We start from the raw sequence: 25,851 nt of genomic DNA, 5'->3' as shown, positions 1-25,851 counted from the left end.
CGCGGTCGGACGGCGGTAGGCGGGGTCAGTCGCGGCGCCAAGCGACCCAGCTGCCGTCCTTGCTGGTCCGCTTCGCGACGATGTGCCAGCCGGGCGGCGGCGTGCCCTTCTTCCAGGTCCGCTCCGCCGGGACGTGCCCGGGACGCCGCCAGTCCAGGATGATCAGGTTCGCCCGGTGCGCGGGCGGCTTGCGCCGGTTGCCGTCGAACTCCAGCGGCCGGTGGAGCCCGGCGTCGTAGAGCATCGGGAGCCGCACCTTCCAGGGCACCTGCCAGTCCACCGCGACCCGGTCGCCGGGCCGGGCCACGCCGTCCAGCCGGGCGATCGGGCCGAACTCGCGGACGAGCGGGCGGGCGATCTCCGCCGTGGCCGTCCCGGTCATGCCGGCCTCGACGGCGACGAGCGTCCCGGCGAGGACGGCCATGGCCGCGCGCCCGCGCAGCGCCCACACGACCAGGACGGCCAGCCCGAGCAGCACCAGCCCCGCGACGGTCGCGCGCCACAGGTGGAAACGGTGCCAGTCCAGAGTCAGGAAAGACGACTCGGGGAAATCGAACGGGGTGAAGACGTACCTGGTCAGGCGGCTTCCCGCGTACGCGTACACGACGGCCCCGGACGCGGCGGCGAGCACGACCGTCCCGCCGGCCGCCCAGCCCAGCGTCCGCCGGGACGCCTGGACGAGCACCGCGATCCCCGCCGCGACCAGCACCGGCGCGAAACAGGCCAGGTAGCGGCCGTAGACGTAGTTCCCGACCCGCACCTCGTCGGGCAGCGCGGCGGACGTGGCGACCGCGATCCCCGCGATCGACGCCAGGACCGCCAGCGCGAGCGCCCGCAGCCGCGCCTCGGTGCCGCGCCGGACGGCCAGCGAGCCGCAGCCGAGCAGCCCGATGCCGGCGAGCCCGCCGGTGCCGACGATCAGGTACCAGACCTGCCCCACGGCCAGCGAGAACGTCCAGCCGAGGCCGCTCGCACTGGTCAGCCGCCGCAACAGGTTGCCTTCGAGATCGTTGTCGCCGGCCGGGTACAGCACGTGGAACAGGTGGGCGTTCAGCTTCGTCCCGGCGAGGAAGACCGCCGCCAGCGCCGCCAGCGCGAGCGCCGACTGCCAGACCGGACGCCACCGCCGCACGGTCGCCACCAGGACGAGAAGGGCGTGGACGGCGATGATCACCACGCCGCGTGAATGGGCCGCGCACGCGTATCCGGCCAGCAAAGAGGCGCCGATCGCGGCGGCCGGCTGAATTCGCGGATTCTCACTCGTGAGCCAGGTGTGCGTGAGAAGCAGCCAGCCGAGGACGACGGCCGGAAGAACGGCGTCGGTCAGCACGAACTCGCTGTAGAAAACGGCGGCGGGCAGCAACGCCACGACATTCGCGAAAAGGCAGGACCGTCCGCGGGAGAGGCCGAACCTGCGGAGCAGCACATAGGCGAGCGGCAATACCAGCGCACCGACCAGAGCGTTCGTGAGCAGGCACAGCCGGTAAACGGTGTCCGGGTCGTGCGCGAGCTTGAACGCGGGCAGGAGCAGCATCGGATAGCCGCCCCGGTAGACCGTCCCGTAGGACATGTCGGCGGGCGGCCCGCCGGTGAGGACCCGCGCGGCGAACAGGTAGCCCGTCTCGTCCGGCGTGGCGACCGGCATCGTCTGCCCGCTCGCGAACACCAGCCGGACGCCGACCTGCGCGATCCAGCCGAACAGGAGCAGCAGGCCCCAGCGCCGCCGTCCTTCGGAAAGGCCGGAACCGGCGTCGGCCCGCGTCCTCGACGGGGCCGGCCGCTCGGCCTGCCTGGTTTCCCCGGTCGCCGCGGCGGGATCGGTCAGCATCGGACCGGCGGCCGGGCGCGGACGGTCGCAAACGGTTGATCCATCGCCTTCTCAGGCTGCCACAGCCCGGCGCCGCCAACCCCGTCGGCCAGGAAACACTCAGCAACTTCTCGGCATACGCGACGGACGGTCATCCACGCTTCACCGGGACGTCACTTTCGCGGGGACGGCGGCCCCATACGGCCATTCCGGTTCGGCCCGCTCCGGGTTCGCGCCGTGAATGGCGGGAACGACGAACGAGCCCCGGCCCGAGGGCCCGGGGCTCGCCAGGGGTGTGAGATCGCGCGGCGTCGAGAGTGCCGCCGTGCGCGGTCATGCGATGCGATGCGGCGTGCCGCGGAAATGCGGCGCGGCGGTGCGGTGAAGCGGTGCGGTGCGGTGAAGCAGTGCGGTGCGGTGAAGCAGTGCGGGGGTGCGGTGCAGTGCGGGGCGGTGTGAGGTGACCCGGCGGTCAGGCCCCGGTCTTCTCCGGGTCCGCCTTCTCGGCCGTCCCGGCCTCGGCGGAGGCGGCGGCCTTCTCGGAGTCGGCCTTCTTGCGCTCGACCGCGACCTTCTCGACCGCGGCGTCCACGACGCCCGCGGCCTCGTCGGCGGCGTCCACCAGCGGCGGGTGCTGGCGGCGGCGGATGCCGAGGATCGAGACGAACATCGCCCCGAAGATCGTCTGGAAGCTCATCACCAGCGCCGTCGCGGACGGCACGACGATGCGCAGCGAGTGCCGCGGGTCGAGCTCGCCGAAGTTGTTGACCCGCCAGTGCATGACCGAGGCGACCAGTCCGGCGAGGCCCGCGAGGGCCAGCAGGCCGCCGAGGACCAGGCCCTTCTCCATGCTCAGCCAGGAGGTCAGCTTGCGGACGCGCGTGTCGGTGGGCAGGAAGCCCTCCTGCGCGGCGTACACCTTGGTGAGGACCGCGAAGATCACCGCCTGGAAGCCGATGACCATCGCCGCGCCCGCGCCCACGAGGGTGTCGACGTCGAAGGCGATGTCGCCGATGCGGACCGGGCCGAACGACAGCGCGATCCCGGCGACCAGTCCGAGCGTCATAAAGACGAGGCCGGGGATCAGGAACAGCCAGCGCGGGCTGTAGAGCAGAAGGAAGCGGAGATGACGCCAGCCGTCCCGCCAGGTGTTCAGGTGCGGCGGACGGGACCGGCCGTCCTGCGACAGCGTGGTCGGCCGCTCCCGGATGTCCAGCTTGGCGAGGGTCGCCTTGACGACCATCTCGCTGGCGAACTCCATGCCGCCGGTCTGCAGGCCGAGCCGCAGGATCGACTCCTTGTTGAAGGCGCGCAGCCCGCAGTGGAAGTCGCCGATCTTGCTGCCGAAGAACAGCCGCCCGATGAAGCTCAGCACCGGGTTGCCCAGGTAGCGGTGCAGCGGCGGCATCGCGCCGTCGGCGATCCCGCCCTGGAACCGGTTGCCCATGACGAGGTCGGCGCCGTCGCGCAGGTCCTCCAGGAAGGGGCCGAGGGTCGCGAAGTCGTAGGAGTCGTCCGCGTCGCCCATGGCCACGTACTTGCCGCGGGCCGCGCGGATGCCGCCCATCAGCGCGTTGCCGTAGCCCCGGTCGGCGACCGGCACCACGCGGGCCCCGGCCTCGCGGGCGATCTGCTGGCTGCCGTCGGTGCTGCCGTTGTCCGCGATGACGACCTCGCCATCGATGCCCTGCTCCTCGAAGAACGCCAGCGTCTTGCGGATGCAGGTTTCGAGGGTCTCGGCCTCGTTCAGACATGGCATCACTACGGAGAGTTCCACGCGATCTCCTTCGTTACCCCTGGTGACCGTCTGCGGCACTTTCAACTACTCTCGACTTGTTCCGCCGGACGGCCCGTCATAGCTCATGATGCCCGCCGGAGACGGATGATGCGGGCCGCACCGCTCGAGAGCGCCCGTATCGTGTTGCCTGTTCGCAACTCGAAGGCCCTCTCCGCCGCGGCCGCCGGCGGCACTCTAGGGGCACAAGCATACGGGCACCTCGGCCCGGAAGGGGTGGGGGCGCTGTGACGCAGGCGGGAGAACGGGGATCCGCCGGGCCGGCCCCGGGAGCGAAGTCAGGAGGCGCCGCGATGGCGAAACCCCCGGTGGACGGGGCGACGCAGGTCCCGGCGGCGGCCGGCGGGGCGGCCCTGGACCCGCCCGCCGCCGGCGCGGGCGATCAGGTCGCCGAGACCGAGATCCAGGCCGTGATCGACGCCGCCGAGCAGGCCGCCGAACAGGACGCCGCGGCGGCCGACTCGCGGAGTGACCAGCGCGTTTCGGTCGGTGACCGGGCGCGGCGCGCGGCCTCTTATCTCGGCCGTTCAGTTCGGCGCAACCCACTGTTCACTGTGATCCTCGTCATAGCGGCGGTGCTGCGCGGGATCGCGATGGTCGGCTACCGGCCCGCGATGTTCTTCAACGACAGCTTCGACTACCTCCACGTGGCGCTGAAGCCGTACCCGCACCAGCTCCGGCCGGACGGCTACTCCTTCTACCTGTGGATGCTCAAGCCGTTCCACAGCTTCGCCCTGGTCGTCGGCGTCCAGCACCTGATGGGCCTCGCCATGGGCCTGATGGTCTACGCGCTGCTGCGGCACCGGTTCTCGCTGCCCGGCTGGGGCGCGACGCTCGCGGCCGTCCCCGTCCTGCTGGACGCCTACCAGATCCAGCTTGAGCAGCTGGTGCTGTCGGACGTCCAGTTCACCTTCCTGACCATGCTCGCGGTCACGCTGCTGCTCTGGAAGGACCGCCCGTCCTGGCGGATCGGCGCGGCGATCGGCCTGGTCATCGGCCTGTCCTGGCTCACCCGCTCGGTCGGGCTGCCGGTGCTGCTCGGCGTCCTCGGCTACATGGTCGTCCGCTGGATGAACTGGCGCGTGCTGGCCGCGACGGTGGTCGCCTGCGCCGTCCCGGTGGTGGCCTACATGTCCTGGTACCAGGCCGAGGAGGGCAAGTTCGCGATCACCGAGAGCAACGGGTTCTTCCTGTTCGCCCGGGTCTACAAGTTCGCCGACTGCCACAAGATCAAGAACCTGCCGGTGGAGGAGATGATCCTCTGCACCGAGAAGGACGGCACCCGGCTGCCCAACTCGCAGGACGGCATCTGGAACGCCGCGTCCCCGCTCAACCGCTACACCGGCACCCGCTGGGACCCAGAGAAGAACCGCCTCGGCAACGACTACGCCAAGCGCGTGATCATGGCCCAGCCCGGCGACTACGCCCGGACCGTCGCGCACGACTTCTTCCGCGTCTTCGACTGGGACCGGACGGTCTTCCCGGACAAGTCCACCTACTCGCAGTACGAGTTCGGCACCAGGGCCCGCCCGCTGCCGACCTGGCCCATGGGCAGCGGCGCGACCGCCGCCGAGGAGGCCAACGCCTACGAGCACGGCGCGGCGCGCACCCGGCTGACCCAGCCCTTCGCCGGCTTCATGCACACCTACCAGCAGTACGTCTACCTGCGCGGCACGCTGGTCGGCGTCCTGCTGATGATCGGCGTGGCGGGCATGCTGCCGCTCTGGCGCCGTTTCGGCGGCGCGGCGATCCTCCCCCTGGTCCTCGCGGTCGGGCTGCTCCTGGCCCCCGCCGCGACCGCGGAGTTCGACTACCGCTACGTCCTCCCCGCCGTCCCGCTGGCCTGCCTGGCCGCGGGCATGGCCTTCCAGCAGGACGTCCGGACCCGCTACGCCCGCCTCATGTTCTGGCGGAAGAAGCCCGCTCCCGCCTCGCAGCCCGAGCCCGAGGCGGAGATCGCCGCCGCCTGACGCCGACGACCGCCTGACGACGGCCGTGCCACGACGGCCGTCCGGCGATCGTCGACCGGCGACCGTCGACCGGCGCCCGTCGACCGGCGCGCCTGGAGCGGCAGCCGGTCGCGGCGGATCGTCGTCGATGGTCAGTACGCGTGCAGGCGGCGGAGGCGGAAGACGAGTTCGAGGTCGTCCCCCTTCCGCGTCGGGGGCACCGCGCGGCGGCGCCGCCACGGGGCCGGCCATGCCCTGACCCGGGCGCGCTGGCAGTCCGGGCACACGTGGTCGGTCCAGGGCGTGGTGCAGGAGTGGCCGTCGTGCTCGTAGGCGACCGCCTCACCGCCGTGCCCGTCGGCGACGTGCCGGACCTCGAACTCCTCGTCCCAGGTCCCGCCGCAGTTCTGGCACTCGTACACCCAGACCTCGTGGTTCGACCATGCGTCGTGCACGGCCCCACCCCCTCGGTGGACGTCCTAACAGACGGGTTCCATCCTTCTCCCGATCCGGAGCCCGAGGTGTTTATTCCCCACAATCCTACCTTTGGAGCGTTCCGCCGGTAGTGACTATTTACTGGCCGTGACGACCGCGTCGTAGACGACGCGCTTGGGCAGGCCGTTCTCCTTCGCGATCTCCACGATGGCCTGCTTGCGCGCCACGCCCGCCGCCTCCCGGTCCGCGACGGCCGCCGCCAGGTCGGACGGCTCGGACAGCCCGGCCCGTTCGGGCGCCCCGCCCACCACGATCGTGATCTCGCCGAGCACGCCGTTCGCGGCCCATTTGGCCAGCTCGGCGAGGGTTCCCCGGCGGACCTCCTCGTAGGTCTTGGTCAGCTCCCGGCACACCGCCGCCGGACGGTCCCGGCCGAACGCCTCGGCCATCGCGGCGAGCGTGTCGGCGAGGCGGCGCGGCGACTCGAAGAAGACCATCGTGCGCCGCTCGTCCGCTAGGGAGGAGAAACGGCGCGCCCGCTCGCCCTGTTTGCGCGGCGCGAAACCCTCGAAGCAGAAACGGTCGGTGGGCAGGCCCGAAACCACCAGGGCCGTGGTCACCGCGGACGGACCGGGCAGCACGGTCACCGGGACGCCCTCCGAGACGGCCGCGCGGACGAGCCGGTAGCCCGGGTCCGACACGCCCGGCATCCCGGCGTCGGTGATGACCAGGACGTCCCGTCCGGCGAGCAGCTCGGCGAGCAGGCCGTCCACGCTGGCGCGCTCGTTGTGCTCGTGGTGCGCGAGGACCCGGCCGGTGATCTCCACGCCGAGGTCGGCGGCGAGCCGGCGCAGCCGCCGGGTGTCCTCGGCCGCGACGACCGGGACGTCCGCGAGCGCCGCGAGCAGCCGCCGCGAGGCGTCCTCGGGCCGTCCGATCGGCGCCGCCGCCAGCAGCAGGGTTCCGGTGTCAGCCGTCATGCCCCCATTCTCGCCGCTCCCCACCGCCCCCAAGCCCGCCCGCTCCACCGCTCCCCGCCCGTGCCCCGCCCGCGCCCGGTCCGCGCCCCGCCCGCGCCCCGTCCGCGCCCCGCCCGCGCCCCGTCCGCGCCCCGCCCGCGCCCCCGTCCAGGCCCTGTCCACGCCCCGCCCGCGCCCCGTCCGCGCCCCGCCCGCGCCCCCTCCGCGCCGCCGCCCGCGCCGCCGCCCGTGCCCCGCCCGCGCCCGGTCCGCGCCCCGCCCGGTCCGCGCCGCCGTGCTCGCCCCGTGCTCGCGCGACACGCTCAACGCGAGCGGCCCGGACGACGCGCCGCGATCGCCTCAGCGCGCGGTGTGGCGGGGCACTGGGGGCGGGCGGGGAGGTGGAGGTCCGGAGGCGTCCCGGAAGGTCCGCGTTTGCGCGCGGGGGCTGCCCGTACGATGGGCGGATGGCGATGACGGACTTCACGCCCGCCGAGGCCGAGCCGGCCCCGCGGCATCCGCGCGCGCCGAGGCTGCGCGACTGGCTGGCGCCGCCGGTGCCGGGCGGCGCGCTGCTCGGCTGGGCGGGGCCGCTGCTGGTGACGGCGCTCGCCGCGCTGCTGCGCTTCTACCGGCTCGGCTCGCCCAAGGCGGTGGTCTTCGACGAGACCTACTACGCCAAGGACGCGCTGTCGCTGCTGAAGTTCGGCTACGAGCACACGACGGTGAAGGACGCCGACAAGATGCTCATCGCCGACCCGCACGCCAACATCTGGACGGACGGCGGCAGCTTCGTCGTCCATCCGCCGGCGGGCAAGTGGATGATCGCGATCGGCGAGCAGCTGTTCGGCGCGACGCCGTTCGGCTGGCGGTTCATGCCCGCGCTGTGCGGGACGCTCGCGGTCCTGATCCTCGCCCGCGTGGTGCGCAGGATGACCGGTTCGACGCTGCTCGGCTGCGCGGCGGGCCTGCTGCTCGCGCTGGACGGCCTGTCGTTCGTGACCGGACGCGCCGCGCTGCTCGACGTGTTCGTCATGTTCTGGGTCCTCGCCGGGTTCGGCTGCCTGGTCGTGGACCGGGACCGGTCGCGGCAGCGCCTGGCCGACAGGATCGAACGCGGCGAGACGTCGGTGTACGGGCCGTTCGTCCTGCACGGGTGGCGGATCGCCGCCGGGGTCTGCCTCGGCATGGCCGTCGCCACCAAGTGGACGGGCGTCTTCTACATCGCCGCCTTCGGCCTGATGGTCGTCTGCTGGGACTACGGCGCGCGGCGCGCGGCGGGGGTCCGCGAGCCGATGCTCGGCACCCTGATGCTGGACGCGGTCCCGGCGTTCGTGCAGCTCGTGCTGGTCTCGCTCGTCACCTACCTGGTGACGTGGTCGGGCTGGATCTTCAACGCGGGCGGCTGGGACCGGGGCAGGCCGTCGTCGAACCCGCTGTGGCGGCCGTTCGAGGCGATGCCGAAGCTGTGGAAGTACCACCGGGAGATGCTGGACTTCCACAACGGCCTGCACGACCACCATCCGTACCAGTCGTGGCCGTGGGACTGGCCGATCCTGCGGCGTCCGGTGGCGTTCTACTACACCGAGCCGTCGGGTTGCGGGGCGAGCAAGTGCTCCAGCGAGATCCTCGGCATCGGCACGCCGGCGCTGTGGTGGGGCGCGATCCTCGCCCTGGTCCTGGCCCTCGGCATCTGGCTGGTGACGCGCGACTGGCGGGCCGGGTCGGCCGTGCTGGGGTTCACCGCGGGCTGGCTCACCTGGTTCCCGTCGGCGTTCGCGGACCGGACGATGTTCCTGTTCTACGCCACCCCGATGGTCCCGTTCATGATCATCGCGATCGTGCTGGTGCTCGGGTACCTGATCGGGCCGGAGCGCCCGCCGGGGCCGCGCCGGGTGCTCGGCGCGGCCGCGACGGGCGCGTTCCTGCTGGTGGTGCTGGCGAACTTCGCCTACTTCTACCCGATCCTGTCCGCCCAGGTGATCAGCTTCGACGCCTGGCACGACCGGATCTGGTTCAAGTCCTGGATCTAGCCGCCGGACCGGCGGTCAGGACCTCAGCAGGCCGCCCATCTCGGTGATCTCGGCCTGCTGCGCCCGGACGATCTCGTCCGCCAGCGCCCTGGCCTCCGCGGACGCGCCGGACTTCCGCTCCTGCTCGGCCATGGTCACCGCGCCCTTGTGGTGCTCGATCATCATGGTCAGGAACATCCGGTCGACGTCCTTGCCGGACGCCCTGCCGAAGGCGGCCATCTGCTTCCCGGTCATCATGCCGGGCATCGCGTGCCCCATCCCGGACGTCGCGTGGCCGCCGTCGCCCTCGGCCGGGACGGACTCGCCCCACGCCTTCAGCCATCCGGACATCTTCTCGATCTCCGGAGCCTGCGCCTTCTCGATCCGTCCGGCGAGGTTCCTCACCTTCGGGTCGGCGCCCTTCGCGAGGACGGTCTTGGCCATCGCGACGGCCTGCCGGTGATGCGGGATCATCATCTGCGCGAACATCACGTCCTGCGCGTTGTGCCCGTTCTGCGAGGCCGGCGCCGTGGCGGACGGCATCGACATGCCCTCGTGCCCGGACGGCTCGTCCTTCTTGCCGGAGTCACCGCAGGCCACCGCGCCGAACCCGAGGACGGCCGCAGCCATGCCGATGGCCAGGATGCGCTGCTTCTTCATTTGTCGATCTCCACTTTTCGCGTGCTGGTTGGACCGTTCGTCGAGGACGGACGGACCTCTACAGCCGCAGCACGCAGAGCCGGTGGAGATCGGGCGGACGGCCCGATGGCGGCCCGCGCCGACGACGCAGGCGGACACCCGCCGGAAGCCGCGCGGGAAGCAGCGCGACGGACCGTCCGGCCAGGGCGACGGCCAGGACGCCGAACACCAGGAGGGCCAGGCAGACCGTCCCGCCCAGGCATCCGCCCATGTCGTGCGCCATCCCCGCATGTGCGGAGACCGCGGCCCCCGGCATCGCGTGGGGCGCGTGGTGGGCCGGCGCCGGCACCGTGACCTGGACGGGGTCGGAGAAGTGGATCGGGGACGGGCTCGCGGAGACCCCGTGCATGAGGAAGAGGCCGGCGAGCAGGGCGGTCAGGAGCAGCGTCAGCGCCGCGCCCCGAGATACCCCCCGCCCGTTCATGCTGCGATCCTACCCGCCGGGGGGAGGCGGGGGTGAAGGGAGCGGCGCGCCGGTCCTGAGGGGTGGCTCAGGAGACCGGCGCGCCGCAGATCGGGGCGTCCGCGCGGACCGGGCGCGGACGGAGGGTGCGGTGGCCGAGCAGGCAGACCACCAGGGCGAGGACGCCGCCGAGGCCCGCGCCGGCGAACGCGCCGGGCACGCCGCCGAGGTGCTCGCCGTAGCCGGAGACGAACGAGCCGAGCGCGCCGCCCGCGCCGATCGCGGCGACGATCCAGGCGAACGCCTCGGTGACCGTCCCGGTCGGGGCGAGCCGGTCCACCAGCGAGAACGAGCAGGCCAGCGTGGGCGCGAGGAACACGCCGCTGACGAACGCCAGGACGCTCATGACCGGCAGTCCCGGCGCCCAGGTGAGCGGCGCGTACCCGGCGGCGAGCAGGGCCAGCAGCCAGGGCAGCCGGACGTGCAGCTCGCCCGGCCAGTCCCGCGCGCCGTAGACGAGGCCGCCGACGAGCGCGCCCGCCGACATCGCGGCCAGCAGCACGCCGGACGCGATCTCCGAGTCGAGCCGTTCGGCGTAGGCGACGACGGCGACCGCGTACACGCCGAGCGCGATGCCCGCCATGCCCAGCGAGGTGAGCAGGACGCGCAGCCCGGACGAGCGCAGCGGCCCCGCCCAGTCCCCGGACCGCGGCTCGCCGCGCCACTGCCGCGAGGGCCGGGACGTGACGACCACGAGCGTCCCGGCGATGCCGAGCGCTCCGGTGAGCAGCAGCGCGGTCGGCGTGTTGATCGCGGCGGCGGCCACGACCAGCAGCGGCCCGACGGTGAAGAGGATCTCCTGGGCGGCGGCGTCCAGGGCGTAGGCGGCGTGGATCTGCTCCCGGCCGTCCAGCACGGACGGCCAGAGCGCGCGCAGCCCGGCCTCCAGCGGCGGCGTCGCGAACCCGGCCAGGATCACCGCGAGGACGGTCACCGGGAGCGGATCGGCCCCGAACGCCGCGAGCAGCGCGAACCCGGCGGCGGACGCGAAGGCGCCCGGAAGCAGGACCGGCGCCTGCCCGAACCGGTCCATCGTGCGGCCGAGGACGGGCTGGCCGACGGCCGTGGCGATCCCGAGCACCGCGCCGAGCGTCCCGGCCAGCGGGTATCCGCCGCCCGCGGCGCGCACGTGCAGCACGACGGCCAGCATCGCCATGCCGTTGGGCAGCCGCCCGAGCAGGGTCCCGCCGAGCAGCCGCGCCGCGAACGGCGCCCGCAGGAACTCCACGTAGCCGCGCATCACACTCCGAGGGGTCAGTCATACGTATTACTTGGACCTAGTCATACGTACCACGTGGCGCGGCCGGAGTCGAGTCGGATACCGCTAGCCTGCTCCTATGCCGATGACCAGCCGTCCTACGAGCCGGGACGTGGCTCGGGAGGCCGGGGTCTCCCAGTCCACGGTGTCGCTCGTGCTGGGCGGGAAGTGGTCGGGGCGGGTGTCCCCGGCGACCGTGGCGGCCGTCCACGACGCGGCCGAGCGGCTCGGGTACCGGCCGAACCGCGCCGCGCGCAGCCTGCGGCTCGGCTCGACGCGGACGGTGCTGCTGGTCGTCCCGACGCTGACCGCGCCGTTCTTCGGGGCGGTGCACGACGGCGCCGCGCGGGTCGCGGCGCGGCACGGCTTCGGGATCGTCGCCTATCCGTGGCCGGAGACGGCCGGGCCCGCCGACAGCCCGTTCGCCGCGCCGGACGAGGCGATCGACGGCATCCTCGCGTCGTCGCTGGCCGAGGACGCGATGAGCGGCTTCGCCGGGACGCCGGTCGTGATGCTCGACTCCGACCCGTCCGCGGCGGCCCCGACCGTCGTGTTCGGCGTCGAGGACGGGATGCGGGCGATCGTGACGCATCTCACCGGCCTCGGGCACCGGCGGTTCGGGCACGTCGCGTCGTCCATCGACCAGTGGACGTTCCACGCGCGCGGCCGGGCCCTCGCCGACGCCGTCGCGGCCGTGCCGGGCGCGTCCCTCGCCCGCGAGGACGGCGCGCTGGACGTGGCGGCGGCCAAGGACGCGGCGGGCCGCCTGCTCGACCGCCCGGAGCGTCCCACCGCGCTGGTCTGCGACGACGACGTGATGTCCGCCGGAGCGTACAAGGCGGCGCGGGCTCGCGGCCTGGAGATCCCGCGCGACCTGTCGGTGACGGGCTTCGACGACGTGCTGCTCGCCACGGCGCTGGAGCCGGAGCTGACGACCGTCCGGCTCCCCGCGGGCGAGCTGGGCGCGGCGGGCATGACCGCGCTGCTGGAGCTGCTGGAAGGCGGCCATCCCGCGTCGAGGTCGCTGCCGGGCGAGCTGGTCGTCCGGGGCTCGACGGGGCCCGTCCCGGTGGAGTAGGCGGGAACCGGTGGGTAAAGGGACGGCATGACAGCGAATCCGCCGACGACCGAAACCGACGGCGAGGGCACCCCCGGGATCCCTCGCGAAGGCACCGTCGACAGCGCCGACGGCGGCGACGGGGACCTCTACACCGAGCCGCCGCGCACCCGCGCCTGGCACCGGGGCACGCTGCAGGCGGAGAACTTCCCGGCGGACGACGTCAGCGAGTACCTCAAGAAGCCGGACACGAGCGTCTGGCTCGACCTGTGCGGCCCGCAGGACACGGCGATGCGGGTGATCAGCCGGGAACTGGGCCTGGACCCCGTGGCCGTCGAGGACGCGGTCTCCCGCCACGAGCGCACCAAGCTGGACCGCTACTCCGACTACATCTTCCTCAACCTCTACCTCCCGAAGGTCGAGGGCGCGCACATGAGGCTGTTCGAGGTGTCGGCGTTCGTGACGGAGACGGCGCTCGTGACCGTCCGGGCCGACCCCGACTTCCCGATCGACGAGCTGGTCGAGCGCTGGGACCGCAGCCCCGACATCAACCGCCACGAATTCGCCGCCAACACCGTCCCCCTGCTGCTGTACGCGCTGCTCGACCTGATCGTGGACTACCAGCTCAGCGCCGCGCAGGCGTTCGACGACGAGGCCGACGAGCTGGAGGAGCTGGTCTTCGACGACGCGTTCCCCGTCCGCGAGATCCAGGAGCGCAGCTTCCGGCTGCGCAAGAACCTGTTCGCGCTGCGCCGGGTGTCGATGCCGATGCGCGAGGTCCTCAACACGCTGCTGCGCCGGGACCTGCGGATCGTCACCCAGCCGCTCGTCCCCTACTACCAGGACGTCTACGACCACACGCTGCGGGTCGGCGAGTTCACCGACGGCCTGCGCGACCTGATCGCCAACCTCCTCGACACCCGGATCGCGCTCCAGGGCAACCGCCTCAACGAGGTGATGAAGAAGGTCACCAGCTGGGCCGCGATCATCGCGGTGCCGACCGCGATCACCGGCTTCTACGGGCAGAACGTCCCGTATCCCGGATACGGGCACCACTGGGGGTTCTGGTTCAGCTCGGCGCTGATCGTCGTGCTCGGCGGCCTGCTCTACGCGGTGTTCAAGGTTCGCGACTGGCTCTGAGCCCGTCCAGCAGGGCGCGCGCCTCGCCGGCCTCGGCGACGCCGAGCCGGGTGAAGACCTCCAGGGCCTCGGTCCAGCAGGCGCGCGCCGCGCCCGCGTCGCCGAGCGCGGCGTGCGCCCGGCCGAGCGCGACGCGGGCGCGGCCGACCTGGAACTCCTCGCCGATCTCCCGGCCGATCGCGAGCGACTGGCCGGCGCTGCCCAGCGCCTCCTCCGGACGGTCGCGCCGGAGCTGCGTCTCGGCGAGCCGCAGCAGGACGTAGGACTCGCGGGCGCGCAGCCCCTGGGACCAGCAGATCGCGAGCGCGTCGTCGTAGCGGGCGACGGCCTCGTCCAGGCGTCCGGCGCGGTCCAGGGCCATGCCGAGGGTGTAGAGCGCGTACGCCTCGCCCGCGCCGTAGCCGAGCTCGCGGGCGAGGGCGCGCGCGTCCTCGGCCCAGTCGATCGCGCGGGCCGGCTCGTCCAGCTCGACGTGGGTGTAGGCGAGGCTGGCGAGGCGCTCCATCTCCCCGGCGCGGTCGCCCACCTCGCGGCCGAGGGTGAGGGCGCGTTCGAGGTGGTCGGCGGCCTCGCGCGGACGCAGCCGGTAGAACGCGACGTGCGCGAGCAGATCGTGGGACGCGACGCGCAGCGCGGTGTCGCCGACGAGCCCGGCGAGCTCGGCGGCGCGGGCGGCGGCGCGCTCCGCCTCGTCCAGGCGGCTGGTGTGGACGGCCACCCGGCCGAGGACGTACCGGGCCCGGCCCTCGGCGTACGGCCCGGGCGCGGCGTCCGCGAGGGTCCGCGCGGCCGGTTCGACCTCGGACCAGCGGTACCCCTCCTCCAGCAGCGGGTCGAGGGTGAACAGCAGGTCGGCGGCCGTGGCGGGCGCGGTCTTCTCTCGGGCGACCTGCCGGAGGACCGAGAGCATCACGTCGAGGTGCTCGAACGTCCAGTCGCGAGCGCGCGCGGCCGACCCGAACGCGATCTCTTCCTCGGCGGCCGAGACATTCGGGGCGAAGAGACCGGGGCGGACGAGGCCGGTCACCGACCGCTGGACGGTCAGCAGGTGCGTCAGCAGCCGGACGGGCACGGCAGCGCGCTCGGTGGCGGTGTCCAGCCGTTCGGCGGTCTGCCGCGCGAACAGCCAGAGCAGGTCGTGGTAGCGGTAGCGGCCGGGCGCGGGCGAGTCGAGCAGGCCGAGATCGACGAGCGACTCCAGGACGTCCTCGACGGCGATCGCGTCGTCCGCGCCGAGGGCGGCGGCCGCCGCGCCCGCGGACAGCGCGGTCGCCTCGGGCAGCGCGAGCAGCCGGAACGCGCGGGCCTGCGCGGCGTCGAGCTGGTCGTAGCCGAGCCGGAAGGTCGCCTCGACGGCGAGCGAGCCGATCCGCAGCTCGGCGAGGCGGCGGCGGCCGTCGGCGAGCCGGGCGGCGAGCGCGCGGACCGTCCAGGACGGCCGGGCGGCGAGCCGCGCGGCGACGATCCGGACGGCGAGCGGCAGCAGCCCGCAGAGCCCGACGACGTCCACCACGGCGGCGCGTTCGGCGGCGACCCGGTCGCGGCCCGCGATCGCGCCGAACAGCTCGATCGCCTCGACCGGGTCCAGGACGTCCAGGTCCACGTGCCGCGCCCCGGACAGCCCGGCCTGCCGCGCCCGGGCGGTGACCAGCACCGAGCAGCCGCGCTCGCCGGGCAGCAGCGGCCTCAGCTGCGCGGCGTCGCGCGCGTTGTCGAGCACGATCAGCACGCGCCGGTCGGCGAGCCGCGACCGCAGCAGCGCCGCCCGCTCGGCCTCGCCCTCCGGGATCGACTCCTCGCGGACGCCGAGCGCGCGCAGGAACCCGGCGAGCACGACGGACGGATCGAGCGGCCGGTCCCCGACGCCCTGGAGATCGACGTAGAGCTGCCCGTCGGGGTGGGCCTCCCGGACGGCGTGCGCGACGTGCACGGCCAGCGCCGTCTTCCCGACGCCGCCGACGCCGCTCACGCAGACCACCGGCGGCGCGGCGCGCTCCTCCACGGGCTCGGTGAGCGCGCGGACGAGCTCCTCGGCGAGGACCGTCCGGCCGGTGAAGTCGGGCAGGTCGGCGGGGAGCGCGGCGGGCTTGGGCAGGACGAGCCGCTCCGGCCCCGCCTCCGGCCCGGGCCGCTCCGGTTCCGGCCCCGCCTCCGGGACGGGCAGCGGGCCGGCGTCCTGGTCCGGCGCGTCCAGGGACGGGTCGTTGCGCAGGATCCGCTGGTGCAGGTCGGTCAGCTCCGGACCGGGCCGGACGCCCAGCTCGGCCGCGAGGACGCGCTGGGCCACGCCGAAGGCGGCCAGCGCCTCGGCCTGGCGTCCGCACCGGTAGAGCGCGGTCATCAGCAGCGCGTGAACGCGTTCGTCCAGGGGATTCTCCCCGGCGAGGAGGCCGAGCTCGGCGACCGCGGAGGCGTGCCGTCCGAGGGCCAGGTCGAGGTCGAGGCGGGCGAGGAGCACGTCGAGGCGCCGCTCCTCCAGGCGCGTCCGCCATGCGTCGGCGTCCGGGCCGGGCACGCCGGTCAGCGGGCCGCCGGTGAAGCCGCGCAGCGCGGCGTCGAGCAGGTCGCGCCGGGCCTTCGGGCAGCTCTCCGCGTCGGCCTTCGCCACGCCCGCCTCGAAGACGCGGACGTCCACGGCCTCGTCCGGGACGACCAGGGCGTACCCGTCGCCGTCCGACCGCAGGATCTCGGGACGCGTCCGGTCGCGCTCCAGCACCTGGCGCAGCCTCGACGCATACGTCCGGACGGTCCCGACGGCGCGGGCGGGCGGCTCGTCCCCCCACAGCGCGGCGACGATCCGGTCCATCGGCAGGGCGCGCCCTCCGGCGGCGAGCAGCGCGGCGACGAACGCGCGCTGCTGCGGGCCGCCGAGCGGCAGTTCCGTGCCGCCCCGGAAAGCGCGCACCGGCCCCAGCACGGCGAACCGGAGACCCCGATCGCTGTCCATAAACTCCCATTCTGGCCCATTTGCAACTACCGCCGCCCCTTTCGGCGACCTTGCCTTCCGCCACTCGCCGACCCGCCCGCGTGCCGCTCCCCGGCCGCGGCGACCGGAGCCGGCCGCGGGCGAGCGGGCGGCCCGCGGTCCTGGGATGAGCTGCGGCGATCTACGCTTGCCCCGATGGAGACGCAGATCACGCCGTTGCGGTTCCGCCTGCTCGGGCCGCCGCGCGGCTGGCGGGGCGACACCGAGCTCGACCTCGGCTCGCCCCAGCAGCGCGCTCTGCTCGCCATGCTGCTGCTCCGCGAGGGCGCGCCGGTGTCCGCGCCGGAACTCGTCGCCGGCGTCTGGGACGGCGATCCGCCGCCGCGCGCGATCGGCACCCTGCGGACGTACGCGTCCCGGCTGCGCCGCCTGTTCGACCCGGACCGCGCGGGCGGACGCTCGCTTTCCGGCCGATCACCGATCGGTCGGGCGTCGGCCGATCGCTCGCCTTCCGGCCGCTCGCCGATCAGCCGCTCGTCGGGCGGACGGGGGTCGGGCGGCCGCTCGTCGGGCGGACGGGGATCGGGTGGACGGTCGCCGGAAACCCTGGTGACCGTCGGGAGCGGATACGCGTTACGCGTCCCAGCCGATGCCCTGGACACCGTCCACTTCACGCGCCGGATCGCCGAGGCCGACCAGGCGAACGCGGCCGGCGACCTCGCGCGCGCACGAGAGCTGCTGAGCGAGGCCCTGAGCCTCTGGCACGGCGAGGCGCTCGAAGGCATCCCCGGACCGTTCGCCGAGGCGCAACGCGTGCGGCTGACCGAGCGGCTGGTCGCGGCCCAGGTCGGCAAGCTCGACCTCGACGTCCAGCTCGGCGATCACGCCGCCGCCGTCCCCGAGCTGGAGGCGCTGATCGCGCGGTATCCGCTGCGCGAGCGGCCGCGCGAGCTGCTGATGCTCGCGCTGTGGCGGGCGGGCCGTCCGGCCGAGGCGCTCGACGTCTACCTCGACGCGCGCCGCGTCCTGGTGGACGAACTGGGCATCGAACCCGGCCCGGCGCTGACCGCGCTGCACGAACGCGTCCTCGCCGCGTCCTCCCCGACGCCCGCGACCAGCGCGCGTCCCGCCCAGCTTCCCGGCGCGGTCGCCGACTTCACCGGACGGGACGCCCACGTGGACGGCCTGCGCCGCGCCCTCGCGGACGGCGGCGTCGCGACCGTCGCCGGAGTCGCGGGCGTCGGCAAGTCGGCCCTCGCCCTCCGCGTCGCGCACCTGATGCGCGCCGACCACCCGGACGGCCAGCTCTACGCCGACCTGCACGGCGCGCACGACCGCCCGGCCGACCCGCACCTGGTGCTCGGCGCGTTCCTGAAGGCGTTCGGCGTCTCCCCGGACGCCGTCCCCAACGACCTCGACGACCGCGCCGCCCTGCTCCACCGCATCCTCGCCGGACGACGCGTCCTGATCGTCCTGGACGACGCCCGCGACGCCGCGCAGATCCGTCCCCTCCTTCCCGCCCCCGGCGCGGGGGGCGGCACGGTGATCGTCACCAGCCGCCATCGTCTGGACCTGCCCGGCGCCCACCACGTCGACCTGGACGTCTTCGAGCTCGACGAGGCGCGCGAGCTGCTCGTCCGGGTCGCCGGGCCGGAACGGGTGACGGCCGAGCCGGACGCCGTCCGCGATCTCCTGGAGGCGTGCGGGCAGCTTCCGCTCGCCGTCCGCGTCGCCGCCGCGCGGCTCGCCGCCCGCCCGTCCTGGACCGTCCGGGCGCTGGTGGACCGGCTGGCCGACCGGCGCCGGCGGCTCGCCGAGCTCCGCGTCGCCGACCTGGCCGTCGAGGCGGTGTTCCAGCTCGGCTACAACCAGCTCGCGCCCGCGCCGCGCCGCGCGTTCCGGCTGCTCGCCCTGCCGGACGGCCCGTCCTTCTCGGTGCCCGCCGCCGCGGCCGTCCTCGGCGTCCCCGACGACCGGGCCGCCGACCTGTGCCGGGCGCTGGAGCGGGCCAGCCTCCTCCGCTCGACCGCCCCCGGCCAGTACCGCTACCACGACCTCCTGCGCCTGTACGCGCGCCAGCGCGCCGAGGCCGAGGAGCCCGCCGCCGAACGCGACGCCGCCCTCCGCCGCCTGATCGGCTTCTGCATCGCCACCGCCCGGGCGGCCCATCTGACCATCAACCCCGGCGACGGCCGGGCCCGCCCCGCGCCCGCAGCGGGAGTGCGTTTCGCTGACCAGAAGGACGCACGGGACTGGCTGTTCGCACAGGGATCGGCACTGCTCGCGCTGATCGGTCAGGCGGCGCGAGCCGGCCTGACCGGACCGGCCGCCGATCTGCTGCTGATGACCGACACGCTCGTGAACTCGGGATTCCACGCGCGGGCCTGCGAGCAGGCGGCGCACGCGGTGATCGACGGCGCGTGGGAGCACCGGGACCCGCGCGCCGAGGGACGCGCGCACCTGCTGCTCGGCTGGCTGTACTACCACTCCGACCGGATCGGCGATGCCGAGGCGGTCTGCCGGGTCGCGCTGCACCGGGCCCGCCAGACCGGCGACACCTGGACCGCCGCTGACGCGCTCAGCCGCCTCGGCAACTGCGCCTACCTGCTCGGACGGCGCGAAGAGGCGCTCGGCCTCGACCGGGAGGCGCTCGCCGCGTTCCGCGCGCACGGCGACCGGCACGGCGAGGGGATCACGCTCGCGGCGATGGGCCGCGCCCTGCTCGACGTCGGGCGTCCCGCGGAGGCCGCCGAGGCCGTGACCGCCGGGCTCGCGCTGCACCGCGAACTCGGCGGCGAGTACGGCGTCGGATACGCCCTCTACCAGGCGGGCGTCGTCCTGCGGGACGTGCGGGGGCACAAGGAGGCGCTCGACCTGCACGTGGAGGCGCTCGACCACTTCCGCTCCGGCGGATACCGCGTCTGGGAAGGGCTGTCGCTGTTCCGCGTCGCCCTCGCGCGGCTCGACCTCGGCGACGCCGAGGCCGCCGAAGCGGACGCCCGGCACGCCCTGGCCGTCCTGCGCGAGGTCGGCGACCCGTGGGGGCAGGGCATGGCACTGGACGCGCTCGCCCGCGCCCACGCGGCGCGCGGTGACACCACCTCGGCCCGCGCCCACTGGACCGAAGCGCTCCGGATCCTGGAGGAGCAAGGCGTACCCGAGGCGAACGCCGTCCGCGCCCGCCTCGCGCCCTGACCACCGCCTTGCGGCGGGTGCCGAGCGCCGGCGGCCTTGCGGCGAGTACCGGGAGTCCTGTGGCGGACACCGGAGGCCTTGCGGCAGGCGCCGGGCGCCTTACGGCGGACGCCGGGCGCCTTACGGCGGACGCCGGGCGCCTTACGGCGGACGCCGGGCGCCTTGCGGCGAGGGCCGGGGGCTTGTGGCGGGTGCCGAGCGCCGGCGGCCCTGCGGCGAGTACCAAGAGTCCTGTGGCGGACACCGGAGGCCTTGCGGCGGGTGCGGGGGCTTGTGGCGGGTGCCGGGGGGTCGTCCGCAACGCCAGAGTGGACGTGCCCACCGGCACCCGGCACCGGGGGGTCGGGCCGGGCGCGCCCGTAGCCGACGGAGATCCTGACCCCGCCCCCGCCAAGAAACGAGGTCGACCGTCATCGCGCCCGGCCCGTCCTCGACAGCCTGCCGGATCCCGATCAACAACCGTTCAACGCCCGAAAACCGAAGTCAGGCAGCGGTTTTCAGGAACTTGGCGGCGATCGGGGCGGCCGCCTCCGCGCCGGTGCCGCCGCCCTCGACGATCACCGCGAAGGCCAGGTCGCCCTTGTAGCCGATGAACCAGGCGTGCGTGGGCGGGTTGTCGCCGGAGCCGAACTCGGCCGTGCCGGTCTTGCCCGCCGTCCCGGAGGGGAAGTCCACGTCCTTCGCCGTCCCCTCGGAGACGACCGCCGGCATCAGCGAGTGCAGCGCCGTCTTGATGGCCGGGTCGAGCCGGTGCGGCGGCTCGGGCTTGCGTCCGTTGGCGTCGACGGCCTGGGACGCGAGGTCGGCCGGGACGAGCCGGGGCGTCCGCCAGGTGCCGTCCGCCGCCGCGGCCGCGACGCTCGCCATGTTCAGCGGGCTCGTCAGGACCTCGCCCTGCCCGAACGCCTCGGCCGCGAACGCGGTGTCGTCCTTCGCGGCCGGGAACGCGGCGCGGACGGCGGGCAGCCCGCCCACGACCGGCGCGTTGAACCCGAACTGCTGCGCGACGGCGGTCAGCTTCTCCCGGCCGAGCTTCTGCACCGCGAGCTGCGCGAACGTCGTGTTGCAGGAGTGCGCGAAAGCCTCCCGCAGCGGGATCGTGCCGAAACTCTCGTGGTGGTAGTTCTTGAACGTCCGGCCGCCGATGTTGATCGTCGCCGGGCACGGCACCGGGGTGCCGGCGTCCATCCCGCCCGCGACGAGCGCGGCGGCGGTGACGACCTTGAACGTCGAACCCGGCGGGTAGTGCCCGAGCAGCGCACGGTTCAGCCCGCCCGGCTTGTTCGCGACGGCGAGGATCTCCCCGGTGGACGGCCGCAGCGCGACCAGCGACGCGGGCTTGCTCACGTCCGACAGCGCCTGGTTGGCGGCCTTCTGCGTCTTCGGATCGATCGTCGTCCGGATCGGCTGGCCGTCCTGCCCGCCGAACCGCTTGATCGTCGAGACCTGCTTCCCGCTCGCGTCCACGACCTGGACGGTCAGCGCGGGCGTCCCGGCGAGCCGCTTCTCGTACTGCTTGTTCAGGCCGTCCAGCCCGACGGTGTCACCCTTGCGGTACGGCGCGCCGAGCTTCTTCGCGGTGTCGTCCGGCGCCGGGCCGAGCGGCCCCACGAGCTGCTGGACGGACCCGGACGGCGAGCCCACCATGGACGACCCGTCCGCGTAGTCGATCTGCCCGCGGGCCGGCCACGCGCGCGCCGCCTGGAGCCGCTGCCCCTCCTTGAGCGTCGGGTAGAGCAGGCCCGGCGCCCAGTCCACCTTCCACTTGCCGCCGGACTTGGTGAACCCGAAGGTCCCGTCGTAGCTCCACGTGCGTCCCCCGGCGAGCGTGAGCCGCGCGGAGTACGCGCCGCCCGCCTCGCCGCCCTTCGGCTTGCCGACCGACGCGACGGTGTACTCCTGCGCGGTCGCGCCGAGGTCGTCGCGCTGCTTGGCGAGCCGGGTCGTGAAGTCGGCGGGCGCGCCGGCGGTGAGGTCGCGCATCGCGGCGTAGTCCCCCTTGCTCCACGCCGCGACGAACTTCCCGGCCGTCCCCTTCGGCCCGTCGTCGCCGCCCCCGAGCAGCCAGAACGCCCCGGCCGCCACGAGCACGACGGCCGTCACGGCGGCGGCGACGGCCGCCCACCGGGATCGGGTCATGACATCCCCCTTCGGTGCGGTGAGCCCATAGAACACCAGGCCGGAACCGGCATGTCCAAGATCGATATCGAGTCCGCAGCATGTCGGGGATTGATATCGTCGCTGGTCATGGACATCGTTGGGCATCTCGCCCACTTCGTCGCCGTGGCCGAGGAACTGCACTTCGGCCGCGCGGCGGAGCGGCTCGGCATGGCGCAGCCGCCGCTGAGCCAGCGCATCCGGCGGCTGGAGGACGAGCTGGGCGTGCGGCTCTTCGATCGTACGAGCCGGCGGGTCGAGCTGACCGCCGCCGGCCGCCTCCTGCTGCCCGAGGCCAGGGACGTCCTCGGACGCGTCGGCCGGATCCGGGAGCTCGCCGAGCGCTCGCGCAGCGGCGAGATCGGCCTCGTCCGCGCGGGCCTGCCCGCCGACCTCGGCGGCGACGTGGTCGCCGCGCTCGTCTCGGCGTTCCGCGGACGCCACCCGGACCTGCGGCTCACGCTGCGCGAGACGGGCACCGCCGAGCAGGTCGCCGCGCTCGCCGACGGGTCGCTCGACATCGCCGTCCTGCGCCATCCGTGCGACACGCGCGGCCTCTCCCTCGGTCCGATGCTCGCCCAGCCCCTCGGGGTCCTGCTCGCCGCGGACGACCCGCTCGCGGACGACCCGGAAATCCGGGCCGAGGCCCTCGCCGGTCGCGACCTGGTCCTCTTCCCGCGCGAGGAGGCCCCCGGCGTCCACGACGACCTGCTCGCCGCCTGCCGGCGGAACGGATTCGACCCGCCCGCGGTTCACGAGGCGCGGCATCCGCAGTTCGCGCTGGGCCTCGTCCTGGTCGGCACGGCCGTCGCGCTCGTCCCCCGCCCGGCCGACGCGCCCGGCGCCGGCAGGACGGACGGAACGGGCGGCGGGGCCGCCGCGGGCGGCGCGGTGTGGCGTCCGCTGGCCGGATCCCCGCTGGTCCTGCGCACGTCCTGCGCCTGGCGACGCGACGCCGCCCCCGGCCCGGTGGCAGACTTCGCCGCCGTGACCACCGACGTCCTGCGCGAGGTCGCCGCGATGCGGCCGCTCGACCCCACCCCGCCGCGCCGCGTCGTGCTGCGCCCGTCCTCCGGCTTCCTGTCATGACCCCCCACAACCCCGACCCGCCCGCCACCACCGGCCCCGGCGACCCGAAACGAGCCTCCGACGCGCCAGACCAGCAACAAGCCCCGGGCGCACCCGCCCAGCAACACCCCAGCACCCCGCCCGCTCGCAAAAGCAGCGCCCGCGCAGGCGACCGCGGACCCAACGACCGCCCGGGCGGTCGCGGGCGGGGCGCGGGCGGGCGCGAGGGGGACGTGGCGCGGGCGATCGAGGAGGCGTTCCGGGCGGCGGGCGTGACCGGGCACCTGCACGCCGCGGACATCGACACCGGGCGCGAGATCGGTGTCGGCGCCGACGAGCCGGTGGTGCTGGCGTCCGTCTACAAGGTGCCGCTGCTGGTGGCGTTCTTCCGGCTGGCGGCGCGCGGCGCGCTGGACCCGACGACGCAGGTCACCCTGCGTCCGGACGAGCGGACCGAGGGCGGCACCGGCCTGACGGTGATGCTGGACGACGTGACCATGTCCCTGCGCGACCTGGCCTGCCTGATGATCACCGTCAGCGACAACGCGGCGGCGGACGCGGTGTACGCGCGGGTCGGCCGGGACGAGATCAACGCCGCGCTCCACGCGCTCGGCCTGCGCCGCGTCCACGTCGTCGGCGACGGGCAGGACCTCTTCGACGCGCTGCTCGCCGACTCCGGGACGGCCGGCCTCGGCGAGCTGTGGCAGCGCCTGGACGAGCCCGGCATGCTGGACCGGCTCGGCTCCCTCGACCCGTCCCGCACCAGCTACGGCACCCCGCGCGAGCTGACCCGGCTGCTGGCGATGATCTGGCGGGACGAGGCCGCCCCCGCCGCCGAGTGCGCGCTGATGCGCCGGATGCTCGGCCTCCAGGTCTGGCCGCACCGCCTGTCCTCGGGCTTCCCCCACGACGACGTCCAGGTCAGCGGCAAGACCGGGACCCTGCTGACGCTGCGCAACGAGATCGGTGTCGTGGAGTACCCCGACGGGGGCCGCTACTCGGTGGCCGTCTTCACGCGCGCGTCCGAGACGGTGGCCGTCCAGCCCCGCGCGGACGCGGTCATCGGCACCACCGCCCGCCTGGCCGTCGAGTTCCTGCGCGCCTGACCCCCGCCGCGAAAGCGCTCACGAAACCAGCGAGCGTCCCGCCGTAGCGAGAGCGGCAAGCGGGATGCGAAGGGAAAGCCGCAAGCGGGCGCTGAAGGCGCCTGCAACGCGCAGGCATTCGCAACATGTCCAGCGCGCTCCTACCGCGGATGGAGCGCGCCTTGAAGCGGATCCAGCGCGCCCCTGAGGCAGCGCACCGGGCGGGACCCGAAACGGACGCGAGCGGCGGAGCGCGAAGCAGGCGCAAGGGGCATGTCCGACGCAGGCGCAAGGGCAGGACTCCACGCGGGCGTGAAGGGGTGGCACCCACAACGGGCGGGAGCGGCGGAGCGCGAAGCCAGCGCGAACAGCGGAGCGCGAAAACGGCGCGAGCGGCGGAGCGCGAAAACGGGCGTGTGGGGCCGGGGGCCGAAGCGGGTGCCGCGGTGGGCTGTCGGAGGAGGTTCGGCGGGATCCCGGACGGTGGTTGGCCGTCCGGGATCCGCGCTGAGGGAGTGCCTGGCCTGTACGCAGCGGTCGTAGTGAGGCCAAGCCAACGCTCGGCACGCCTGCCAACCCCCTGGAGGCGCGCCGACGGGGGCGACCCTCGCACGAGTCGATCAACGCTGGATTACCGCGCAGGTCAGGCGAGGTTCTCGGGACGCCAGGGTTTGATCCACGGGGTCTCGGGCCAGCCTTCGGCGGCGGCCATGAGGGGGTAGGCGGTGGCGCCGTCGATCGACTCGCGGACGATGTCGGCGTGCCCGGCGTGCCGCGCGGTCTCGTGGATCAGGTGCAGCAGGACCCAGCGGACCGACCAGGCGTCCACGTCCTGCGGGAACCAGGGGACGTGCTTCGGGACCGGCACCGGATAGGCCAGGTCGTCGATCGTGCCCACGACCTTCTCGGTGCGCTCGGCGGCGCGGGCGTACTCGGCGAGGACCTGTTCGAGGGTGTCGTCCGGCCCGAAGACGAAGCCCTCGGCGTAGTCGTCGGCACCGGCGCCCGCGTCCGGGGGCAGGCGCTCGACCATGTCCATCCAGCTGTGTTCGACGCGGGCGAGGTGCTTGATCAGGCCGCCGACGCTGAGCGAGCCGGCGGTCGGGGTCAGGCCCGCCTGCTCGTCGGTCAGCCCGTAGGCGGCGATGCGCACCACGTGCCGCTCGTGGGCGAGATAGGCCATCAGGCCGTCGCGCTCGTCCGCGACGGGGCGCACGTTTCCGGGCATATGGGGCTCCTTCGCCTCGGCGGGGCGCCGGCGGCGACCCAGCGGAGATCGTCCGAACGGACGGATCCATCCTCGCACCCGCCTACGACGTTTCCCCGGACAGCCGACACCCGCCGCCAGCCCACGGCAGCCCCCGCCTCACCGGACGGCCGACACCCAGCACTCGCCGGACGACCGGGACCCGCGCTCGCCAGAACGCCGCGCCCCAGCCTTCGCCGGGCGACCGCCACCCAGCACGCGGCAGAAGATCAGGGCACGCGCTCACCGGACGGCCGACACCCAGCGCTCGCCGGACGACCGGGACCCCGCGTTCACCGAGGAGCCCGGACATGCGCTCGCCGGCAACCCGTAGCCCGGCGCTCGCCGAACAGGCGGGATCCGGTGTCGCCGGACGGCCGGAAGCGGCGCTCGCCAGGCGGCCGGGAACCGGCGTTCGGCGGGCGGCCGGGAACCGGTGTTCGGCGGGGCGGGGCGGGAGGCGGTGTTCGGCGGGGTGGGCGGTGGGTGCCATGTGAGGAAGACGCTCTCGACGGGACGGGCGGGGAGGCGGAGACTGGCGGGGTCCGGCGGCGGGCGGGAGATCGCCGGATGGGGGCCGGCACGCGCGGGCGCCGGGGC

General features: G+C 74.3%; 17 protein-coding genes. 7 read left to right on the top strand and 10 right to left on the bottom strand.

Translation table 11 applies throughout. From position 1 onward, the window contains the following. Nucleotides 1-25: 25 nt before the first annotated feature. Nucleotides 26-1,828 (bottom strand): phospholipid carrier-dependent glycosyltransferase, encoded by a 1,803-nt coding sequence (locus ACFPCY_RS26935; protein WP_378259625.1) that lies wholly within the window; start codon nt 1,826-1,828, stop codon nt 26-28. A 451-nt stretch (nt 1,829-2,279) separates the two neighbouring features. Next, on the bottom strand, nt 2,280-3,584 hold the full coding sequence (locus ACFPCY_RS26930) for a glycosyltransferase family 2 protein (protein WP_378259624.1): 1,305 nt from the start codon (nt 3,582-3,584) through the stop codon (nt 2,280-2,282). 311 nt (nt 3,585-3,895) lie between these two features. On the opposite strand from ACFPCY_RS26930, the gene ACFPCY_RS26925 reads away from it, so the two are divergent. After that, a complete protein-coding gene (locus ACFPCY_RS26925) occupies nt 3,896-5,572 on the top strand; it encodes a hypothetical protein (RefSeq protein ID WP_378259623.1) in 1,677 nt (558 codons plus the stop codon). A 131-nt stretch (nt 5,573-5,703) separates the two neighbouring features. Here ACFPCY_RS26925 and ACFPCY_RS26920 read toward each other — a convergent pair whose 3' ends face one another. Next, nucleotides 5,704-6,006: a hypothetical protein gene (locus tag ACFPCY_RS26920; protein ID WP_378259622.1), complete on the bottom strand. Its 303-nt coding sequence runs from the start codon at nt 6,004-6,006 to the stop codon at nt 5,704-5,706. Between the two features lie 114 nt (nt 6,007-6,120). Continuing rightward, nucleotides 6,121-6,966: a 16S rRNA (cytidine(1402)-2'-O)-methyltransferase gene (rsmI, locus tag ACFPCY_RS26915; RefSeq protein ID WP_378259621.1), complete on the bottom strand. Its 846-nt coding sequence runs from the start codon at nt 6,964-6,966 to the stop codon at nt 6,121-6,123. A 446-nt stretch (nt 6,967-7,412) separates the two neighbouring features. Here rsmI and ACFPCY_RS26910 point away from each other — a divergent pair, with 446 nt between their 5' ends. Continuing rightward, nucleotides 7,413-8,978, top strand: coding sequence for a dolichyl-phosphate-mannose--protein mannosyltransferase (locus ACFPCY_RS26910; protein WP_378259620.1), 1,566 nt, complete (start codon nt 7,413-7,415; stop codon nt 8,976-8,978). A 15-nt stretch (nt 8,979-8,993) separates the two neighbouring features. Here the strand turns inward: ACFPCY_RS26910 and ACFPCY_RS26905 are convergent, their stop codons facing one another. From ACFPCY_RS26905 to ACFPCY_RS26895, 3 genes are all read right to left on the bottom strand, one after another. Further along, the gene (locus ACFPCY_RS26905; RefSeq protein ID WP_378259619.1) at nt 8,994-9,617 is read right to left on the bottom strand and encodes a DUF305 domain-containing protein; all 624 of its coding nucleotides are present in this window, start codon (nt 9,615-9,617) and stop codon (nt 8,994-8,996) included. Between the two features lie 58 nt (nt 9,618-9,675). Further along, nucleotides 9,676-10,080: a DUF6153 family protein gene (locus ACFPCY_RS26900; RefSeq protein ID WP_378259618.1), complete on the bottom strand. Its 405-nt coding sequence runs from the start codon at nt 10,078-10,080 to the stop codon at nt 9,676-9,678. Nucleotides 10,081-10,147: 67 nt separating this feature from the next. Beyond that, nucleotides 10,148-11,359: an MFS transporter gene (locus ACFPCY_RS26895; protein WP_378259617.1), complete on the bottom strand. Its 1,212-nt coding sequence runs from the start codon at nt 11,357-11,359 to the stop codon at nt 10,148-10,150. 97 nt (nt 11,360-11,456) lie between these two features. Between ACFPCY_RS26895 and ACFPCY_RS26890 the strand changes: the two genes are divergently transcribed. Both ACFPCY_RS26890 and ACFPCY_RS26885 read left to right on the top strand, forming a co-directional pair. Then, the gene (locus ACFPCY_RS26890; RefSeq protein ID WP_378259616.1) at nt 11,457-12,455 is read left to right on the top strand and encodes a LacI family DNA-binding transcriptional regulator; all 999 of its coding nucleotides are present in this window, start codon (nt 11,457-11,459) and stop codon (nt 12,453-12,455) included. A 27-nt stretch (nt 12,456-12,482) separates the two neighbouring features. After that, nucleotides 12,483-13,574 carry a magnesium transporter CorA family protein gene (locus tag ACFPCY_RS26885; protein ID WP_378259615.1) on the top strand — a complete coding sequence of 364 codons (1,092 nt, stop codon included), beginning with the start codon at nt 12,483-12,485 and terminating at the stop codon, nt 13,572-13,574. Here ACFPCY_RS26885 and ACFPCY_RS26880 read toward each other — a convergent pair. Then, nucleotides 13,552-16,521, bottom strand: coding sequence for an AfsR/SARP family transcriptional regulator (locus ACFPCY_RS26880; RefSeq protein WP_378259614.1), 2,970 nt, complete (start codon nt 16,519-16,521; stop codon nt 13,552-13,554). The two genes, ACFPCY_RS26885 and ACFPCY_RS26880, sit on opposite strands and share 23 nt — an antisense overlap. Nucleotides 16,522-16,695: 174 nt before the next feature. Between ACFPCY_RS26880 and ACFPCY_RS26875 the strand changes: the two genes are divergently transcribed. Beyond that, complete coding sequence (locus ACFPCY_RS26875) at nt 16,696-19,695, top strand: AfsR/SARP family transcriptional regulator (protein WP_378259613.1); 3,000 nt, start codon at nt 16,696-16,698, stop codon at nt 19,693-19,695. A 483-nt stretch (nt 19,696-20,178) separates the two neighbouring features. On the opposite strand, the gene ACFPCY_RS26870 is transcribed toward ACFPCY_RS26875, so the two are convergent. After that, entirely contained in the window at nt 20,179-21,834 is a 1,656-nt protein-coding gene (locus ACFPCY_RS26870) for a penicillin-binding transpeptidase domain-containing protein (RefSeq protein ID WP_378259612.1), read from the bottom strand. 108 nt (nt 21,835-21,942) lie between these two features. On the opposite strand from ACFPCY_RS26870, the gene ACFPCY_RS26865 reads away from it, so the two are divergent. Further along, nucleotides 21,943-22,941: a LysR substrate-binding domain-containing protein gene (locus tag ACFPCY_RS26865; RefSeq protein ID WP_378259611.1), complete on the top strand. Its 999-nt coding sequence runs from the start codon at nt 21,943-21,945 to the stop codon at nt 22,939-22,941. Nucleotides 22,942-23,153: 212 nt separating this feature from the next. Continuing rightward, complete coding sequence (locus ACFPCY_RS26860) at nt 23,154-24,026, top strand: serine hydrolase (protein WP_378259610.1); 873 nt, start codon at nt 23,154-23,156, stop codon at nt 24,024-24,026. 622 nt (nt 24,027-24,648) lie between these two features. On the opposite strand, the gene ACFPCY_RS26855 is transcribed toward ACFPCY_RS26860, so the two are convergent. Continuing rightward, nucleotides 24,649-25,233, bottom strand: a complete 585-nt coding sequence (locus ACFPCY_RS26855) for a DinB family protein (RefSeq protein WP_378259609.1) — start codon at nt 25,231-25,233, stop codon at nt 24,649-24,651. Between the last annotated feature and the right edge of the window lie 618 nt (nt 25,234-25,851).

The organism is Actinomadura gamaensis, assembly GCF_042652125.1.
Lineage (GTDB): Bacteria > Actinomycetota > Actinomycetes > Streptosporangiales > Streptosporangiaceae > Spirillospora > Spirillospora gamaensis.
Note: the sequence above shows the minus strand (reverse complement) of the source record. Positions and strands in the feature narration are given on the sequence as shown.